Source organism: Paenarthrobacter histidinolovorans (assembly GCF_014647595.1).
In the GTDB taxonomy this organism is placed as follows: domain Bacteria; phylum Actinomycetota; class Actinomycetes; order Actinomycetales; family Micrococcaceae; genus Arthrobacter; species Arthrobacter histidinolovorans.
On sequence record NZ_BMPM01000004.1, the window covers coordinates 178,999 to 197,868 of the forward strand.

Sequence of the window (18,870 nt, forward strand, 5' to 3'; positions counted from 1 at the left end):
CATTTCCTGCACGAATGCTTCAGGAGTGGCCATTGAAAGTGACCAGGCGTCGCGCGGAAGCTTCGTCCAGGATGAGGTCCGTAGCAAGTCCGGCAGCCAGGGCTCCCTGCAGTCCGTTGATCTTGGAGGCGCCCGACACCACGCAAATCCTGCGCCGGACCTGCCGCAACTGTTCGTGGCTGGGGCCGGTTGAGCGTTCGTTCAGTGTGATGCCGTCCGAGGATCCATCACTCCGGAAGAACACCGTGGCGACGTCGCCCACCACGTCGTCAGCTGCCAGCATGGAGAGGTCGCGTTCATCCAGGTAGCCGCCGGCATATACGTGGCTTGGGTAGTCCGAGTCAACGGATCCGACACCGAAAATGGCGATGCTCATGCGGGCCTGCAAATCGAGGATCCTTTGAACGCTACGCTCATTCCACATGGCGGTCTTTGTGGCGGCATGATCAAAAAAGGCAGGGACCGGGAATTGTTCAACCCTTGCCCCGTAGGCACTGCCGAAGCGCCGCATGATGTCACTGGCATACGTAATGCCGGTGGTTTGCATGTTTCCGGCGCCGTTGAGCTGGACCACGATGCTGTCATGGGTCACCTTGCGGGTGAGGTGCCGGCTGACGGCGCTGAGCGTGGCGCCCCAGGCCACGCCGATGATGGCGTTCGAGTCCACCAGGGGTCCAATGGTCCTGGCTGCCTGCATGGCGACGCGGTCCAGGGTCTCGGCTTCGTTGAGCGTGTCGAGCACCGGAACGACGTGAACATCCACTCCGTACTGGTTCCTGATCTGGCTCTCCAGCTCGGGGCCGGTGTCAAACGGGCTTCGAATCTGCACCTGGACCAGGCCGGTTTCCCGGGCCGACGACAGCAGCCGGGACACCGTGGATCTGGACGTCCGGAGCTCGCGGGCGATCGCATCCATGGTCAGATCCTGAAGGTAGTACATCTGTGCAGCCCGGAGCGCATCCGAGTGACGTGATCGTGCCATCTCATTTCCTTACTGCACGTTTGTGCAAATAGCTTGACTCCATTTTCCACCTTCGCAAGATTAGTGGTGAACGGTGCAGCAGCGAGTGGCGCGGCGCACGAACCAAGCCCAAGGGAGCAGTTTTGGGACACAACAGGATTTCCGGTAGCTCACAGCACGCACAGCAGCGTGACTCAGTCGTCGCACTTCAGGAGCGGCCAACGGCGAAGGTCCTCATTATCGGCGGTGGCATCAACGGCGTCGGAACGTTCCGCGACCTCGCTCTCCAAGGCGTCGACGTAGCCCTTGTCGAACGCGGCGACTACTGCCAGGGTGCCAGCGGCGCTTCGTCGCACATGATCCATGGCGGCATCCGCTACCTCGAGAACGGCGAGTTCCGCCTGGTCCAGGAATCTGTGGTTGAACGAAACAGGCTGCTCCGGATCGCCCCCCACTACGTCAAGCCTCTGCAGACCACCATCCCGATCTTCAGTACCTTCTCCGGAATCCTGTCCGCTCCCACGCGCTTCCTCACCCACAAGCAGGGCAAGCCCAAGGAGCGCGGTGCGTTCCTCATCAAGGTTGGTCTGAGCATGTACGACTTCTTCTCCCGTGACGGCGGCAGCGTTCCCCGCCACCAGTTCCGTGGCCGGACCAGGGCCCTGGCTGAACTTCCCAAGCTGCACTCCGGTATCAAGTACGCAGCAACCTACTTTGATGCCTCCGTACACAACCCGGAGCGACTGACCCTGGATGTCCTGCAGGATGGCGAGAAGGCCGGCCTCGGGGGTGGGCTTCCCGGGGGAAGCGCCCGAGCCAGCAACTACGTCTCGCTCGTCTCCATGGGAACAGACGGAGTCCGGCTCCGGGACGAACTGACCGGCAAGGAATTCGACTTCCAGGCCGATGTCATCGTCAACACCACTGGCGCGTGGGTTGACCTCACCAACCAGGCCATGGGTGCTGCCAGCAAGTTCATGGGCGGTACCAAGGGTTCCCACATCGTCCTGGACCACCCCGAATTGCTCGCCGCGTGCAACGGCCGCGAGATCTTCTTCGAGCACACCGATGGCCGCATCGTGCTGATCTACCCGATGGGCGACCGCGTATTGGTCGGAACCACGGATGTCGATGCTGATATGTCCGAAGACGCAGTCTGCACGGACGAAGAAATCGACTACTTCTTCGACCTCGTCGGCCATGTTTTCCCAACCATCAAGGTGGACCGGGACCAGATCGTCTACAGCTTTGCCGGCGTTAGGCCCCTGCCCCGGCACGATGAAACCCAGCCGGGATTCGTCTCCCGCGACTACCGCATCGAACGCAACGTCCGCACCGGAGACGACGCCGTGCCAACACCTGGCGGCAAGGCCGCCGTCGTACTCAGCCTGGTAGGCGGTAAGTGGACAACATTCCGTGCACTGGCTGAACACATGACCAATGACGTCTTGCGCGAACTCGGCATGGAGCGCAAGGTCTCGACGGCGAAACTCGCCATCGGTGGCGGTGCCGGCTTCCCGGCTACGGAACAGGGCGAACAGGAATGGATCAAGAAGCACATGGGCCCCGGCCTGGATGCCGACCGTGTCGCTGTCCTGCTGACCCGCTACGGGACCCGTGCCGAAGATGTCATTGAGTACCTCAACGCCGGGCAGGACCAGCCGCTGCGGTCGACCCGCGAACTCAGCGTCCGCGAACTGGCCTTCATGGCCGAGCGCGAGCAGATCGGGCACCTGATCGATGTCCTAATCCGCCGGACGTCACTGGCCTTCCGTGGACTGGTGACGGGGGAACTGCTCAACGAAATCGCCGCAGCACTGTCCGAACCGCTTGGTTGGGACGCCGCAAGGCGTGAAGCTGAAATCCGCCACGCACAGGAGGTTCTTCAGCGGTTCCACAAGGTTGACGTGCACAGCCTCGTAGCCTGAGGCCGGCTGAGGAAACAGCTTGACCGCCCCTGCGTGCGGCAGGGGCGGAATGGGGTAGGTGGGCCCGATAGGGGAGCACCACACCGGGACGGTTCCGGAGACAACGGAACCGTCCCAACAGCCTCTTCACCCGCGAAGAAGCTGACAACAGAAAATAGAGGAGTCAAAGATGTCTCTTGGAATTGTTTTCCTTTCCGAAGTATTCGGAACCATGATGCTGACCCTGTTGGGTTGCGGCGTTGTGGCCAACGTTGCGCTCAAAGGCACCAAGGGCAACAACGCTGGATTCTTGATGGTGACGTGGGGCTGGGGTATTGCGGTCTTCGCGGGCGTTTTCGTGGCCGCAAAGTCCGGTGCGCACCTGAACCCGGCAGTTACTTTGGGCTTGCTGGTCAACGGAAAAGGCGAGTATGCGCCGGACGTTGCGGTGACCTTCGGTTCCACCCTGACGTATTTCGGCGGTGAACTGCTCGGTGCCTTCCTTGGCGCAGTAGTTTGCTGGCTCGCTTACAAGCAGCACTTCGACGAAGAGCCCCTGGCAGCGAACAAGCTGGGTACTTTCTCCACTGGACCGGCCATCCGCTCAACTCCGTGGAACCTCATCACCGAAATCATCGGCACGTTTGTACTGGTCTTCGTCATCCTGACCTTCGGAGGAACCCCTTCGGGCCTCGGCCCGCTGGCAGTTGCTTTGCTGGTTGTTGGTATCGGTGTCTCCCTCGGTGGTCCCACCGGCTACGCAATCAACCCGGCACGTGACCTTGGCCCGCGCATCGCACACGCCGTCCTGCCCATCAAGGGCAAGGGCTCCAGCGACTGGGCTTACTCCTGGATTCCGGTGGTTGGACCACTGGTTGGCGGTACCCTGGCCGGGCTCGTGGGTCTCCTTGTACCCGGCATCATGCCTGCCCTTGCCGGATGATCCTCCGCGCCACAATCTCCCTTATCCGCACACAGCAGACCACCACTGAGTAACCAACAACATCAGACAAGGACGTCACCATGAATCAATACGTCATCGCCATTGACCAGGGCACCACCAGCTCACGCGCCATCGTCTTCGACCACTCCGGCAACATCGTGTCCACGGGCCAGATGGAACACGAGCAGATCTTCCCGCAGGCAGGCTGGGTTGAGCACAACCCTGCAGAGATCTGGAACAACACCCGGGAGGTCATTGCCTCGGCACTGTCAAAGGCGAATCTGACGCGGCACGATATTGCCGCCGTCGGAATTACCAACCAGCGCGAAACCGCGGTTGTCTGGGACAAGAACACCGGTGAAGCCGTCTACAACGCCATTGTCTGGCAGGATACCCGCACCCAGCCGATCGTTGACGAATTGGCACAGGACGGCGGGCTTGAGCGGTTCAAACAGAAAGTTGGCCTTCCCCTGGCCACGTACTTCTCTGGAACCAAGATCAAGTGGATCCTGGACAACGTCGACGGCGCCCGTGAAAAGGCCGAAGCAGGCGACCTCCTCTTCGGCAACACCGATGCGTGGGTTCTCTGGAACCTGACCGGCGGCGTCGATGGCGGCGTGCACGTCACAGACGTGACCAACGCTTCCCGGACCCTGTTCATGGACCTCGAAACGCTGCAGTGGGACCAGGAAATCCTGGACGTCTTCGGTGTTCCGGCTTCCATGATGCCCACCATCAAGTCCTCTTCCGAGGTCTACGGTCAGGTCCACACGTCACAGTTGCTCCGCGAGACCCCCGTGGCCGGAATCCTGGGTGACCAGCAGGCCGCTACCTTCGGTCAGGCCGCGTTCCAGGCCGGGGAAGCCAAGAACACCTACGGCACCGGCTGCTTTCTGATCTTCAACACCGGCGAGGAGATTGTCCACTCCAAGAACGGCCTGCTCACCACCCTCGGCTACAAGCTGGGAGACGCGAAGCCGCATTACGCCCTGGAAGGTTCCATCGCCGTCACTGGTTCGTTGATCCAATGGCTGCGCGACAACCTGGGTATGATCAGCTCCGCTCCGGAGGTTGAGGAACTCGCCGCGGCGGTGAAGGACAACGGAGGTGTTTACATCGTTCCCGCGTTCTCCGGCCTTTTCGCTCCGTACTGGCGGGCGGATGCCCGTGGCGCAATCGTTGGCCTGACCCGCTTCGCCAACAAGGGGCACATCGCCCGCGCGGCGCTGGAAGCCACGGCTTTCCAGACCCGAGAGGTCCTCGACGCCGTCAATGCGGACTCGGGCGTTCCGCTCACCGAGTTGAAGGTCGACGGCGGCATGGTCGCCAACGAGGCACTCATGCAGTTCCAGGCAGACATCCTCGGCGTTCCCGTGGTTCGCCCGAAGGTAGTCGAGACCACGGCCCTCGGTGCTGCCTACGCAGCCGGTCTCGCCGTCGGCTTCTGGAAGGACCTGGGCGAACTGAGCGCCAACTGGAACGAAGACAAGCGCTGGGAGCCCCAGTTGCCGGCAGAGGAGCAGGAGCGCCAGTTGCGGCTCTGGAAGAAGGCCGTGACAAAGTCCATGGACTGGGTCGACGAGGACGTCAAGTAAGGTCGGCGACCCAACGCCTTAGCCGTTATGGGGGCCCCGCCCGCTTCGCGGACGCCCGAAGCCGCTCCCGGGCCCCCATAACGGCACGGCGTCAGTGAGCCGGTCTTCCCTAAGCCGCTCGCTGCGAGCTGGGAGTTTGATCGTGCGCTATTGTAGATCTATGCGTGCGATCCTTCTGCTTAGTTAGCCGCCCGGCTTTATCAGCCGTGCGGCAGCCCCTCCATTGTCGAGGGGCTTTTGTGTGTCCGGGGCTTTCCAGGACCGCAGCAGGAGGACATAACCGCCATCGAAGAAAAGAAGAGGGCAGCAGTGAGCGTTCAGCCGGAGACCGAGACCGGAACAGCACAGACAGCCGCAGCCGAAGCGCCAGAAGAGGGCGTCTACAGCTTCGCTGCGATGGAAGCCAAGTGGCCGCAGGTCTGGGAAGACCTCAAAGTCTTCACGCCTGCCGACGACGGCTCGCGCGAACGCCGCTACGTCCTGGACATGTTCCCTTACCCCTCTGGCGACCTCCACATGGGTCACGCCGAAGCGTTCGCCATGGGCGACGTCGTGGCCCGTTACCTGCGTCAGAAGGGCTTCGACGTCCTGCACCCGATCGGATGGGACTCCTTCGGCCTGCCCGCCGAAAATGCGGCCATCAAGCGCAACGCGCACCCCAGCGAGTGGACTTACGCGAACATCGAGACCCAGGCGGCCTCGTTCAAGCGTTACGCCATCTCGGCCGACTGGTCACGGCGTATCCACACTTCCGACCCTGAGTACTACCGGTGGACGCAATGGCTGTTCAAGCGCTTCTACGAGCGTGGCCTGGCATACCGCAAGGATTCCCCGGTCAACTGGTGCCCCAAGGACCTCACGGTCCTGGCTAACGAGCAGGTCGTTAACGGTGCTTGCGAACGTTGCGGCACACCTGTCACCAAGAAGTCCCTGAACCAGTGGTACTTCAAGATCACCGACTACGCCGACCGCCTGCTGGAAGACATGGATCAGCTCCAGGGCCACTGGCCTGAGCGCGTGCTGGCCATGCAGCGCAATTGGATCGGCCGGTCCGAAGGCGCCCACGTCAGGTTCGTCATCGAAGCCACGGAAGACCGGGCCGAGCGCGAAGTAACTGTTTTCACCACGCGTCCCGATACCCTCTACGGCGCAACGTTCTTCGTCGTTGCAGCTGACGCGCATCTGGCCCTGGATTTGGTCACGCCGGAACAGCACGACGAACTCATGGCTTACCGCGAGAAGGTCAAGGCCCTCTCGGAAATCGAGCGCCAGTCCACGGAGCGTGAGAAGACCGGTGTCTTTACCGGCAGGTACGCCATCAACCCGCTCAACGGCGAAAAGCTCCCGGTCTGGGCTGCTGACTACGTGCTGGCCGACTACGGTACCGGAGCCATCATGGCCGTACCCGCGCACGACCAGCGCGACCTCGACTTTGCCAAGGCCTTCGACCTGCCGGTCCGGGCGGTGCTGGAAACTGGCGGCGAGGACCCCGCGGAGACCGGCGTGGCCACCGCCGGGGAAGGTACGCTCAAGAACTCCGGCGAACTGGATGGGCTGTCCAAGGCGGAAGGCATTCCTGCGGCCATCGAGATCCTGGAAAAACTGGGGACTGGCGAGAAATTCGTCAACTTCCGGCTGCGGGACTGGCTGCTGAGCCGTCAGCGTTTCTGGGGCACGCCCATCCCCATCATCCACTGTGGTGAATGCGGCGAGGTACCCGTCCCCGACGACCAGCTGCCGGTCAGGCTGCCCGATAACCTGCGTGGCGAGGCGTTGGCCCCGAAGGGAACGTCCCCGCTGGCCGCAGCCGTCGGATGGGTCAATGTCGAGTGCCCCAACTGCGGCCGTGCCGCCCAGCGTGACACCGACACCATGGACACGTTCGTCGATTCGTCCTGGTACTTCCTGCGTTTCGTCTCGCCCGATTACACCGAGGGCCCCTTTGATCCTGAGAAGATCAACGAGTGGATGCCGGTTGGCCAGTATGTGGGCGGTGTGGAGCACGCCATCCTGCACCTGCTGTACGCGCGGTTCTTCACCAAGGTCATCAAGGACATCGGGCTGATCGAAGCCAACGAGCCGTTCTCGGCGCTTCTGAACCAAGGACAGGTGCTCAACGGCGGCAAGGCCATGAGCAAATCCCTCGGTAACGGCGTGGACCTCGGCGAGCAGCTGGACAAGTACGGTGTCGACGCCGTCCGCCTCACCATGGTCTTTGCCTCCCCGCCCGAAGACGACGTCGACTGGGCGGACGTTTCGCCGTCGGGCTCCGCCAAGTTCCTGGCACGCGCCTGGCGCTTGGGCCAGGACGTCAGCAGCGAGCCCGGTGTTGATCCGGCCTCCGGTGACCGGGCCCTGCGCACGGTGACCCACAAGACCATTGCCGATGCCGCCGAACTTCTGGACAACAACAAGTTCAACGTTGTTGTGGCACGCCTGATGGAACTGGTCAATGCCACCCGCAAGACCATCGACTCAGGTGCCGGGGCGGCCGATCCTGCCGTTCGCGAAGCAGTAGAAGCGGTTGCGGTCATCCTGAGCCTGTTCGCTCCGTACACCGCCGAAGATCTCTGGAGCACGCTGGGGCACCCGGCATCCGTAGCGAATGCTGGCTGGCCGAAGCATGACGAAGCCCTGCTGGTGCAGGACACAGTCACAGCTGTTGTGCAGGTCCAGGGCAAGGTCCGGGACCGCCTGGAAGTGTCCCCGGGGGTTACCGAGGACGAGCTGCGTGAACTGGCTTTGGCTTCGGAGAATGTTCAGCGGGCGTTGGACGGCCGTGGCATCCGTACCGTGATCGTGCGGGCACCTAAACTGGTGAACATCGTTCCTGCCTAGCAAGGACTGTGAGGCCGCCGGCACTGTGCCGGCGGCCGGCCATCATCTATGGAGGTTGCGTGCCTGAGCGAGAACCACCGGCCTGGATATGGCTCAAAGAAAGAGTGGCGCGCCTCCGGCAGCCCGCAGCGCCGGTTCCTGCCGCTGACCAGCCGCTGGCCGCCGTCGTCAAGACTGCTGTCGTCACCGATTCGGCAGCCGCGTTACCAGGCGACTGGGTTTCCGCCTTTACCGCGGATGGACGCCTGGCGGTTGTACCCATGCCTGTGATGGTGGGGAATGAAATCTATGGCGAGGGGGAGGATGACATCACCCAGACGTTGTCGCTTGCACTTGCTTCCGGAGCTTCCGTCAAAACTTCCCGACCCTCACCGGGGCAGTTTGAGCAGGCTTATCTGGCAGCCCAGCGGCGCGGCTTTGAGGCTGTGGTCTCCATTCATATTTCGTCTGAACTCTCGGGAACGGTCGACGCTGCCAGGCTGGCCGCCGGGCGCGTCTCGATCCCGGTTGAGGTTGTGGACTCCCGAACGGTAGGGATGGCGCAGGGGATGGGTGTCCAAAGTGCTGTTGTTGCCGCAGCCGACGGCCGCGGACCGGCCGAAGTCCGAGGCTTCGCGGAACAACGCATGGAACGCACCAAGGTGTATTTCTACGTTCCCAGCCTTGAGCAGTTGAGGCGGGGTGGGCGGATCGGGGCGGCGGCATCGCTGCTGGGTACAGTCCTGGCCATCAAGCCCATATTGGCGGTCGACGGCGGGAAGATCGTGCCGCTCGAAAAGGTCCGTTCCGCCGTGCGCGCCATAGCCCGCCTCGAAGAAATCGTCGCTGCCGACGTCGCGTCCAGGCCGGCCGGACAGCAGCGTTTGGCGGTCCACCACTTCGGGAACCAGATCGAGGCCGAAGCCTTGGCAGCCCGTCTGAACGAGACCTGCCCGGACTGCCCGGCGCCCCAGATCAGTGCCTTGCCGGCTGTCCTGGCCGCGCACGCGGGGCTTGGAGTCCTGGCCGTCATTGTGGGGGAGAGCAGTACTCCGACGGGTTGAGCGGTGGCGGCAAGGGCTAAATCCCGGCCCGACTGGAACGGACACTTATCCACATAGCCATGGATTCGCGCTGGGGTGCCGCCTCGACGACCGTAGGCTCGGTTCATGCCACGCCGGAACCGGGACCAATCCCAAGATGCCGCTGCGGACGCCGCGCGGGAGCGCTTCGTCTCCCGGATGATCCCTGACCACAGCAGCCAGCCGTTGCTGGATTTGTCTGATGGTTCGGACACAGCAACAGGCCACCTTGCTTCGCTGTTTGCGGACCAGATCAACCCGACTCCGGCTGCCGCACGGTTGCGTTGGCGGACGTCATGGAGGGTCGCGGCGCTTCTTGCCGTGGTCGGAGTTGTGCTCATGGCGTGGTTCCTCTGGCGGCTCGCGGACGGGAAGGCCAGGTCGGAACCCTTGGATCCCTCCATGTCCTCCACCGGGGCGCTCGGCCCTGAGTCCACTGACTCGCCGTCCGGAGACACAGAGCCCACAGCCGCCGCGGCTGCGCCGGCGCAAGGTGGGCCAGGGATGGTGGTGGTGCACGTTGCCGGTGCCGTGGTCAAGCCCGGTGTGGTCTCTTTGCCTCAGGGGAGCCGGGTCTTTCAAGCCATCGATGCCGCTGGCGGGGCGGCGCCCAGTGCCGAGCTCACCGCTCTCAATCTGGCCGAAGTACTTACTGACGGAATCAAGCTCTACATCCCCGTTGTCGGAGAGGCGCTCCCGCAGGCGCCTTCGTCGTCGATAGCGGGCGCTGGAGCCGGCTCCGGGGCATCCAGCGGTACAGCCGGTCCGGCAGCGACAGGTGCCAGGGTCAACATCAACACAGCGTCACTGGAAGAACTCGGAACGTTGCCTCGGGTGGGGCCCGTAACAGCACAACGCATCCTGGATTGGCGCAAGGAGCACGGAGCATTCACGTCCGTGGATGAACTTGATGCTGTGGACGGTATCGGGCCCAAGCTTATGGAGTCACTAAAGGACCTTGTGACGGTGCAAGGTGGCTGACGCCCGGCCCGGGACTGAGTCGTCCAGACGTACAGATCTCCGGCTGGTTCCAACGGCAGCCACAGCGTGGGGAGCGGCGTACGCTGGCACCTTCAGTGAAGCCGTTTGGTCGTGGGCCGCGGCCGGTTTCTTATCGATCGTAGGCGCGTGCCTGCTGTTTTGCGGGCGTCGGCGGCCCCGCGCGGGGGTGCGTGCCCGGACGATGCCTGCCACTTTCGCTTTGGCTTGCTTCTTCGGGGCTGCCGTCGCGGTCCATTGTGCAGCGATGGGCGTCCAGCGGGACACAGGGCCGCTGGCGCAAGTGGTCGCGGACCACAGCGGAGTCGTCATGGAGATCCGGATCACGGGAAGCCCGGCCCCAGCGACGACGCCTGGCCAGTCCGGTGGGAACAGATGGACGGTGACAGCCGAATTGTTGGCCGTCACGGCGAATGGCACTGTAACGCGGGGGGCGGCGGATGTACTGATCGCCGGTGGCGACGGTTGGGAGAAGGCGCAGGCGGGCCAAGTGGTCAGAACAACCGGGACCCTCAGGGAAGTCCGTGACGGGCAAGCCCAGGCGGCTCTCTTGTCGGCGTCCTCAGGTCCGGTGGTACTCGCCTCCCAACCCGATATCCGGCAATCCGCCAGCGAGCTCAAGCATTCCTTCAGCGCCGCTACAAGGTGGTTGCCTCCCGATGCAGCCGGGTTGTTGCCGGGCATGGTCACCGGGGACACAAGTGCCTTGCCGGAGAGTCTTAAAACTGACATGAAGACAACCGGAATGACGCATCTAACAGCCGTTAGTGGCGCCAATTGCAGCCTCGTGCTGGGAGGATTCATTCTGCTGGCCCGGTCCCTTCGGCTATCGCGCCCGTTGGCGGCCATTATTGCTGCAGGCGGCCTGATGGGGTTCGTGGCCATGGTCGGCCCGGACCCAAGTGTCATGCGCGCCGCCGTAATGGGAGCAGTAGGCCTGGCCGCCTTGGTGGGCGGCTTGCGGGGACGTTCCCTGACTTTCCTTTGCGTCGCCGCAGCGATTCTGTTGTTCCTTAACCCGACCATGGCGGCGAATGTGGGATTTCTCCTGTCGGTACTGGCCACTCTCGGGATAGTGCTCCTGGCCAGCCGGGTTGCATCCTGGATACCTTCCCGCGTCCCCAGGTGGGTGGCTGCCGGAGTGGCCGTTCCCTTCTCCGCCCAGCTGCTGTGCGGACCTGTCATCGTGGCACTCCAGCCGCAATTTACTCCTTTTGCGCTCATCGCCAACGTTGTGGCAGGTCCCTTGGTCGCCCCGGTGACCATCGTCGGGACGATCGCTGTGCCGCTGGCTGCGTTGGCGCCAGGGCTGGCAGTGGTGCCTGTTGCTGTGGCCGGCGGATGTGCTGCCGCGGTCGCGGCCGTGGCAAGGTTCTTCGCTGCTTTGCCCGGGGCCACGATGCCGTGGGCCGAAGGCCCGTCTGGTGTCGCAGCCATGGTGCTGTGCTCGGGCGTCAGCGTCACGCTGCTCTGGATGGTGCTGAAACCGGAACCGGTTCTGGCACGGACGATGACTTTGCACGCCGGTGTGGTGCGGTTCCTCGAGCGCGTGACAGAGCGCAGGCATGGCAGACTTGATATTTGCAAGGAATCGTCCGGAAGGAAACACCAGTGGCTGCTGCCCAGAACACCAGGGCCAAGAACGCCGGGGCGAACAACGTCAGCTGGCGCGATGCCAACCCGGCCGCCGTAGTTTTGATCACCGGGCCGGAAGAATACCTTGGTATCCGCGCCATGGATCGGATCCGCACGCAGGTACGTGCCGCGACGCCGGACGTGGAACTCAGCCGTCTGAACGCCGGCTCGTACGAGGCAGGGACGCTGGCGATGACGGTGACCCCGTCCCTCTTCGGAGAAGGAAAGCTCATCGAGGTCGAGGGCCTTGAAGCCATGAACGACGCGTTCCTGGCAGACGGCCTGGCGTATCTTCGGCACCCTGACCAGGACGTTGTCCTGGTCCTTCGCCACGGCGGTGGAGTTCGCGGCAAGAAGTTCCTTGATGCCGTGAAGGCAGGAGGATGGCCCGTCATCGACTGCCAGCCCCTGAAGAAGGACGCGGACAAGACCGCCTTCGTTGTCTCAGAGTTCAAAGCGGGCGGACGTCGCATTGAAGGCGAAGCCGTCCAGGCGCTGGTAAACGCGGTCGGTGCCAACCTTTCAGAGCTCGCATCAGCGTGCGGCCAGCTCATCGCCGATGCCACTACTGCTGTGACGGCAGAGACCGTGGAGCGTTACTACGGTGGGCGGGTGGAAGCCACGGCGTTCAAGGTCGCAGATGCCGCCATGGCCGGCAATGGTCCAGGGGCACTGTCCACTCTTCGGCACGCACTGGCCACCGGCGTCGACCCCGTTCCGCTGGTGGCAGCACTGGCGGCCAAACTTCGGACGCTGGCCAAAGTGGCGGGGGCCAACGGGTCTTCAGCCACCATCGCCAGAAATCTGGGAATGCAGCCATGGCTGGTGGAACAGGCCCAACGCGACGTGCGCAGGTGGACACCTGAGGGCCTGATCCGTTCCATCCAAGTCATTGCCGAGGCAGATGCCCAGGTGAAGGGTGAATCGCGTGATCCCGTCTACGCGGTGGAGCACGCCGTCACTGTGATCGCCACGTCGGCCAGTCGTCGCTGAAGCTGGCCGGAAATATACCGGGCGTTAAACCCAAAGGCCGGCACCCAGGGGGTGCCGGCCTTTTGATCAGCTCAGTCGAACTGGAGAAACCTTAGAGTGCGTTGACCTTCTTGGAGATCGCCGACTTGCGGTTTGCAGCGTTGTTCTTGTGAATAACGCCCTTGCTGACAGCCTTGTCCAGCTTGCGGCTGGCAGCAACAAGTGCAGTTCCAGCAGCATCCTTGTCAGCAGACTCAACGGCGGTGTTGACGGCGCGGATGGCCGTCTTCAGCTCGGACTTGACAGCGTTGTTACGCAGGCGAGCCTTCTCGTTGGTGAGGATGCGCTTCTTCTGGGACTTGATATTAGCCACGTATGAACTCTCTTTTTAATGCGGAAATGGTCTAGAGGGTTTTCAGGTTGGCCATCGACTGAGCGGCGTGGGGATGCCTATGGCAGCCAACCATGAGTGGCCGTCGACCTGCACGGACACACAGCTATAAAGGATAGCAGATACTCGCCGATAACGGAGACCCGGGGTTCAATGGGCGCTTTGGCGAGCTCTGAGGCCCCGGGAAACGTCCTGGAATTGCTGCTTTGCCAACACTGCACCTTCGCGCCGCACGGCCCGGGGGTCCAGGCGGATGATGCGCTGTACATTCACTTCACTGGGTCGGCCCTGCCGGTCCCAAGGGCCGGCGCCGATGTCTACGTAGCCGCCAGCGCGGGCTCCGTTGTCATGGTCTTTCGAGGTCAACATCAACCCAAGCAACCATTCTCCGTCCCGCCCGATGAGAAGCACAGGGCGGTCTTTGCCCTGCGAGTGGTCCTCTTCATAGGGAACCCAGCCCCACACGATTTCACCCGGATCCGGCTTGCCGTCCGGTTTGGGAGAGTAGCTGGGCCTGACGGCTCCGCGGAAGTCGCCGGGGTAGCGGCCAAGTGACTGCCCGACGGCGGGACGCCGGGCAGGTTTGTCCGCCGTCGACGAGGGTGCGGCGGGCTTGGAGCTGCCGCCACGCAGCGCCTTAAGTGAACGCAACAGAAATTTCCCCAGGGGGCGCACGTCAAAAGCCATAGGAACACGCTACATCCGACGCCGCCCGACAGCAGGGCGCGCGATGCACGGCGAAGCGCTGGTTCATGGGAGACTAGAGGATCAGATGCGCGGCATGTTCGGGCTGGCTTATGCCCAGTTCAGGTAATTGCCGTGTGAGTGTCGACAGTAAGGATCCTGCGTGTCTCCCATGGCCCGCACCGCACCGGTGCCCGCCGCAACAGATCCGGCCATCATCCGGAACTTCTGCATCATTGCCCATATTGACCACGGTAAATCCACCTTGGCCGACCGCATGCTGCAGTTCACCGGCGTCGTTCAGCAACGCGACATGAAGGCCCAGTATCTGGATCGCATGGATATTGAGCGCGAACGCGGTATCACCATCAAATCCCAGGCTGTCCGCATGCCATGGGAACTTGACGGCACCAGCTATGCCCTGAACATGATCGACACTCCGGGCCACGTTGACTTCACCTACGAGGTTTCCCGGTCCCTGGCAGCCTGCGAGGGCGCGGTTCTGCTGGTCGATGCGGCACAGGGCATCGAAGCCCAAACCCTGGCCAACCTGTACCTGGCGATGGAAAACAACCTGACCATCATTCCGGTCCTGAACAAGATCGACCTCCCTGCAGCCCAGCCCGAGAAGTACGCGGCTGAGCTCGCCAACCTCATCGGCGGGGACCCGGAAGACGTCCTGAAGGTTTCCGGCAAGACGGGTGTGGGCGTCGAAGCGCTCCTGGACAAGATCGTCCGCGATCTGCCTTCGCCCGTGGGAGATCCTGACGCTCCCGCCCGGGCCATGATCTTCGACTCGGTCTATGACACCTACCGGGGCGTCGTCACCTATGTACGTGTCGTGGATGGCATGCTCCATCCCCGCGAACGTATCCAGATGATGTCTACCCGTGCGACGCACGAGCTCCTCGAAATCGGTGTGAGCTCACCGGAGCCCACGCCGTCGAAGGGTTTGGGCGTAGGCGAGGTGGGCTACCTGATCACCGGTGTGAAGGACGTCCGTCAGTCCAAGGTCGGCGACACCGTAACCAACCTGGCCAAGCCGGCGTCGGAATCCCTCAGCGGTTACGCAGATGCCAAGCCGATGGTCTTCTCAGGTCTTTACCCCTTGGATGGCACGGATTATCCGGTCCTTCGCGATGCGCTCGAAAAGCTCATGCTCAACGACGCCGCCCTGGTGTACGAACCTGAGACCTCCGCAGCGCTGGGCTTCGGCTTCCGTGTGGGCTTCCTGGGGCTTTTGCACCTGGAAATCACCCGTGAGCGCCTCGAGCGTGAATACAACCTGGACCTCATCTCCACTGCTCCGAACGTGGAGTATGAGGTCACCCTGGAAGACAAGCGCGTCGTCCACGTCACCAACCCCAGCGAGTACCCCACGGGCAAGATCTCCGAAGTCCGCGAGCCGATGGTGTCTGCCACTGTCCTTGCGCCCAACGAGTTCGTCGGTGCCATCATGGAACTTTGCCAGAGCCGCCGCGGTCAAATGAAGGGCATGGACTACCTGTCCGAGGACCGTGTGGAGCTCCGTTACTGGATCCCGCTGGCCGAGATCGTGTTCGACTTCTTCGACCTCCTGAAGTCCAAGACCCGCGGTTACGCGTCGCTGGACTGGAAGGCCGACGGCGAACAGGTAGCCGACCTCGTCAAGGTCGACATCCTGCTTCAGGGTGAACAGGTAGATGCTTTCAGTGCCATCACGCACCGCGACAAGGCCTACGCCTACGGTGTCATGATGACCGGAAAGCTCCGCGAGCTCATCCCGAGGCAGCAGTTCGAAGTGCCCATCCAGGCAGCCATTGGCTCCCGCATTATTGCCCGAGAGAGCATTCGTGCCATCCGCAAGGACGTTCTTGCAAAGTGCTACGGCGGTGACATCACCCGTAAGCGCAAGTTGCTCGAGAAGCAAAAAGAAGGCAAGAAGCGCATGAAGATGGTGGGCCGGGTTGAGGTGCCCCAGGAGGCCTTCATCGCAGCACTGACAACCGACGAGTCCAAGGACAAGGCCAAGAAGTAAATGCCCAGCGTCCTACCTTTGGGCGATCCGGCACCTGCGGATGGCTTATTGCCACCGCAGGTGCTGGACGGCGTCGAGCAGCGCAAATTCGGGCTCTACGTGCACATTCCGTTCTGTGCCGTGCGGTGTGGTTATTGCGATTTCAACACCTACACCGCCACGGAGCTCGGCGGGGGAGCGTCACAGGATGCGTATGCTTCCACGGCGGTTTCCGAAGTGGCTTTTGCGGCTACGGCGCTTGAGGCTTCAGGCCTTCCACGCCGGCCCCTGAGCACGGTATTTTTCGGCGGCGGCACCCCAACCCTTCTGCCTGCGGAAGACCTCGCGCAGATCCTGCGCGCCGCCGTCGGATATTGGGGCCTTGAGCCCGGAGCCGAGGTGACCACCGAGGCAAATCCGGACTCAGTCACACCGGAATCCTTGAAGGTACTCGCGGACGCGGGATTCACACGTGTGTCGTTCGGCATGCAGTCTGCCGTTCCGCACGTCCTCAAAGTCCTGGACCGCACCCACACTCCAAGCCGGGTGCCTCTGGTGGTGCAATGGGCCCGTGAAGCCGGCCTGTCCGTCAGCCTGGACCTTATCTACGGGACCCCCGGGGAGTCCATGGAGGACTGGGAGTTCTCCCTCAAGACGGCACTTTCGTACGGGCCGGACCATATCAGCGCTTACGCACTGATAGTGGAGGACGGCACCAAACTTGCCGCGCAGATCAAGCGGGGCCAGGTGCCCGGAATCGACGACGACGACCACGCCGCCAAGTACGAGCTGGCGGACAAAATGATCTCATCAGCGGGCTTGAACTGGTACGAGGTCAGCAACTGGTCCAGGACTCCGGAGCAGGCCTGCAAGCATAATCTGGCGTATTGGCGCGGAGATGATTGGTGGGGGATCGGCCCCGGCGCCCACTCACACGTGGGTGGCGTCCGGTGGTGGAACGTCAAGCACCCCACGGCCTACGCATCACGATTGGGGGCAGGGACCTCGCCTGCCGCCGGGCGCGAAACCCTCGACGCCGGCACCCGGGAAGTCGAGCGGATCATGTTGGAGGCGCGGCTGGGAACGGGACTTGCTGTGGATGCCTTGGATGCGATTGGCCGCCACGCCATGGCGGGCCTGATTGCGGATGAGCTGGTCGATCCGGTGCAGGCGTTCAAGGGGCGCCTGGTCCTTACCTTGAAGGGCAGGCTGCTCGCAGATGCTGTAGTCCGCAGGATCCTTCCGGACTGATCATCACCGGAAGACTGACCTTGCCGGAAGACTGACCGTCACCGGAGATATGTTCTCCGGTGCTCCATCCTTCCGGATCAGCGGCCGGCCCGGCCCTACTTGATCCAGCGCCGGCCCTACTTGATCCAGCGAAGATTGAAACGGTACCGGTGCGGCTGGCCGTGATTGACCCGGATGCCCGCGGAGACAGAGAAGCACGTCAGTGCTACCCAGATGCCCGTGGCAATGACGGCAAAAATGTTGCCGACCACCGGCAGCAGGACAAGGATGTTCGCCAGGACGGCGGCAATGGTGGGAGGCAACGTGAAATTCAGCGCCTCCTTGGATTCCTGCGCTGTGAACGGCCCACGGTCGCGGAAGATCAGGTAGATCAAGAGCGCCGGCAAGCATCCCAGGATGCCGCCGAAGTGCGCCAGAGTGGCCCACTGCCTGTCCTCGCTGGCCGTCAACGGGAGTGCGTTGGCAGGGGCGCCATGGTACTGGGGCCGGCCTGCGGCGCTGCCCGGTTCTTCAGGAGCGTTATCTGCCACGGTGTCTTCCCTTTGCTTTAAATGCTTAAAAGATGCTGCGGTGTTGCTGTCCAAGAATACCGGCCCGCGCGTCCTTCCCGGGACCAACGCCCCGGAAGCATGCGAGATCCGGGCGGGCCGGACCAGAGGACTACGGGACGGTGAGGAAGTCAATGACTTCTTCCACACGGCCCAACAAGGAGGCCTCAAGGTCCGCGTAGCTGCGCACTGCGCCCAGCAGACGTTGCCAGCCCAGCCCAATGTCCTCCGACGTTTCATGGGGCCAGCCGAAGGCTGTAAGTATCCCGGTCTTCCAATCGGTGCCCCGGGGCACGGCAGGCCATTGCTCTATGCCCAGGACCTTCGGCCGGATGGCCTGCCACACGTCCACGTATGGATGGCCCACGATCAGGACGTTGCCTGCAGCGCCGGGGACTGTCATGGCTTCGGCCGCGATGCGGGACTCCTTTGAACCCGGTACGAGGTGGTCCACCAGTATGCCGAGGCGGCGGCCGGGACCGGGACGGAAGTCGGAAATGGCGGATTTGAGGTCGTCTACGCCGTGGAGCGGTTCAACCACGATTCCCTCGACCCGGAGGTCGTCACCCCAGACTTTCTCCACGAGTTCAGCGTCGTGCTTGCCTTCCACCCAGACGCGGCTGGCCTTGGCGACCTGCGCACGGTGCCCCTGGACCTTCACCGAACCCGAGGCGGTACGGGTTGCCGGAACTGCTGAAGCGGGCCGGCGAGGGGCCGGAGGCATCAACCGGATCGCCTGGCCTTCGAGAAGAAATCCGTACCCGAGCTGGAACGATTTCGTCTTGCCTCGTCTGTCCTCAAGGGACACGATGTGCATGCCACCGGTTTTTTCAACCCGGGTGACTTCTCCCACCCAACCTGACTGGACGTCTTCGAGGACCATGCCGCGTTGCACGGGCACCTCAGGGAGCTGGCGTTTGGCTGGAGCGGTCAGGTCCTGCGGGCCCCAATTGTCGAAAGCCAAGGAATTCCTACCTCTGTGGTGATGTGAAAAGGGACAGGGGCGGCTTGCCGTCAACAGGTGCTGGGACGCCGTCCTGGATGCAGTCCGCGGACGGTTTCAATGCTAACAACGTGGTGGCTCATACT

15 protein-coding genes are annotated in these 18,870 nt (G+C 62.9%); 10 read left to right on the forward strand and 5 right to left on the reverse strand.

The annotated features are described in order from the left end of the window. Positions 1–19: 19 nt before the first annotated feature. The gene (locus tag IEY62_RS11555; protein WP_189017739.1) at positions 20–982 is read right to left on the reverse strand and encodes a sugar-binding transcriptional regulator; all 963 of its coding nucleotides are present in this window, start codon (positions 980–982) and stop codon (positions 20–22) included. Between the two features lie 122 nt (positions 983–1,104). On the opposite strand from IEY62_RS11555, the gene IEY62_RS11560 reads away from it, so the two are divergent. The 8 genes from IEY62_RS11560 (at position 1,105) to holA (ending at position 12,932) form a co-directional block, all read left to right on the forward strand. Next, positions 1,105–2,889 (forward strand): glycerol-3-phosphate dehydrogenase/oxidase, encoded by a 1,785-nt coding sequence (locus IEY62_RS11560; RefSeq protein WP_189017742.1) that lies wholly within the window; start codon positions 1,105–1,107, stop codon positions 2,887–2,889. A gap of 169 nt (positions 2,890–3,058) precedes the next feature. Further along, a complete protein-coding gene (locus IEY62_RS11565) occupies positions 3,059–3,811 on the forward strand; it encodes an MIP/aquaporin family protein (RefSeq protein WP_189017745.1) in 753 nt (250 codons plus the stop codon). A gap of 80 nt (positions 3,812–3,891) precedes the next feature. Further along, a complete protein-coding gene (gene glpK / locus IEY62_RS11570) occupies positions 3,892–5,406 on the forward strand; it encodes a glycerol kinase GlpK (protein ID WP_189017748.1) in 1,515 nt (504 codons plus the stop codon). A 309-nt stretch (positions 5,407–5,715) separates the two neighbouring features. Beyond that, positions 5,716–8,244: a leucine--tRNA ligase gene (gene leuS / locus IEY62_RS11575; protein ID WP_189017751.1), complete on the forward strand. Its 2,529-nt coding sequence runs from the start codon at positions 5,716–5,718 to the stop codon at positions 8,242–8,244. Between the two features lie 59 nt (positions 8,245–8,303). Beyond that, positions 8,304–9,287 (forward strand): DegV family protein, encoded by a 984-nt coding sequence (locus IEY62_RS11580; RefSeq protein ID WP_404594252.1) that lies wholly within the window; start codon positions 8,304–8,306, stop codon positions 9,285–9,287. A gap of 105 nt (positions 9,288–9,392) precedes the next feature. Beyond that, a complete protein-coding gene (locus IEY62_RS11585; protein WP_189017757.1) occupies positions 9,393–10,286 on the forward strand; it encodes a helix-hairpin-helix domain-containing protein in 894 nt (297 codons plus the stop codon). A 202-nt stretch (positions 10,287–10,488) separates the two neighbouring features. Then, on the forward strand, positions 10,489–11,997 hold the full coding sequence (locus IEY62_RS11590) for a ComEC/Rec2 family competence protein (protein ID WP_229785237.1): 1,509 nt from the start codon (positions 10,489–10,491) through the stop codon (positions 11,995–11,997). After that, a complete protein-coding gene (gene holA, locus IEY62_RS11595) occupies positions 11,916–12,932 on the forward strand; it encodes a DNA polymerase III subunit delta (protein WP_189017766.1) in 1,017 nt (338 codons plus the stop codon). The genes IEY62_RS11590 and holA overlap by 82 nt, the downstream gene beginning before the upstream one ends. Positions 12,933–13,023: 91 nt before the next feature. On the opposite strand, the gene rpsT is transcribed toward holA, so the two are convergent. Then, on the reverse strand, positions 13,024–13,284 hold the full coding sequence (rpsT, locus tag IEY62_RS11600; RefSeq protein WP_011774926.1) for a 30S ribosomal protein S20: 261 nt from the start codon (positions 13,282–13,284) through the stop codon (positions 13,024–13,026). Positions 13,285–13,452: 168 nt separating this feature from the next. Next, complete coding sequence (locus IEY62_RS11605; RefSeq protein ID WP_189017769.1) at positions 13,453–13,989, reverse strand: type II toxin-antitoxin system PemK/MazF family toxin; 537 nt, start codon at positions 13,987–13,989, stop codon at positions 13,453–13,455. Between the two features lie 160 nt (positions 13,990–14,149). On the opposite strand from IEY62_RS11605, the gene lepA reads away from it, so the two are divergent. Both lepA and hemW read left to right on the forward strand, forming a co-directional pair. Next, the gene (gene lepA / locus IEY62_RS11610; protein WP_026267159.1) at positions 14,150–16,003 is read left to right on the forward strand and encodes a translation elongation factor 4; all 1,854 of its coding nucleotides are present in this window, start codon (positions 14,150–14,152) and stop codon (positions 16,001–16,003) included. Then, the gene (gene hemW, locus IEY62_RS11615) at positions 16,004–17,233 is read left to right on the forward strand and encodes a radical SAM family heme chaperone HemW (RefSeq protein ID WP_189017773.1); all 1,230 of its coding nucleotides are present in this window, start codon (positions 16,004–16,006) and stop codon (positions 17,231–17,233) included. A 116-nt stretch (positions 17,234–17,349) separates the two neighbouring features. Here hemW and IEY62_RS11620 read toward each other — a convergent pair whose 3' ends face one another. Both IEY62_RS11620 and IEY62_RS11625 read right to left on the reverse strand, forming a co-directional pair. Continuing rightward, positions 17,350–17,763 (reverse strand): DUF4870 domain-containing protein, encoded by a 414-nt coding sequence (locus IEY62_RS11620; RefSeq protein WP_018777707.1) that lies wholly within the window; start codon positions 17,761–17,763, stop codon positions 17,350–17,352. A 130-nt stretch (positions 17,764–17,893) separates the two neighbouring features. Next, positions 17,894–18,745 (reverse strand): DUF3097 domain-containing protein, encoded by an 852-nt coding sequence (locus IEY62_RS11625; RefSeq protein WP_189017776.1) that lies wholly within the window; start codon positions 18,743–18,745, stop codon positions 17,894–17,896. Positions 18,746–18,870 lie beyond the last annotated feature (125 nt).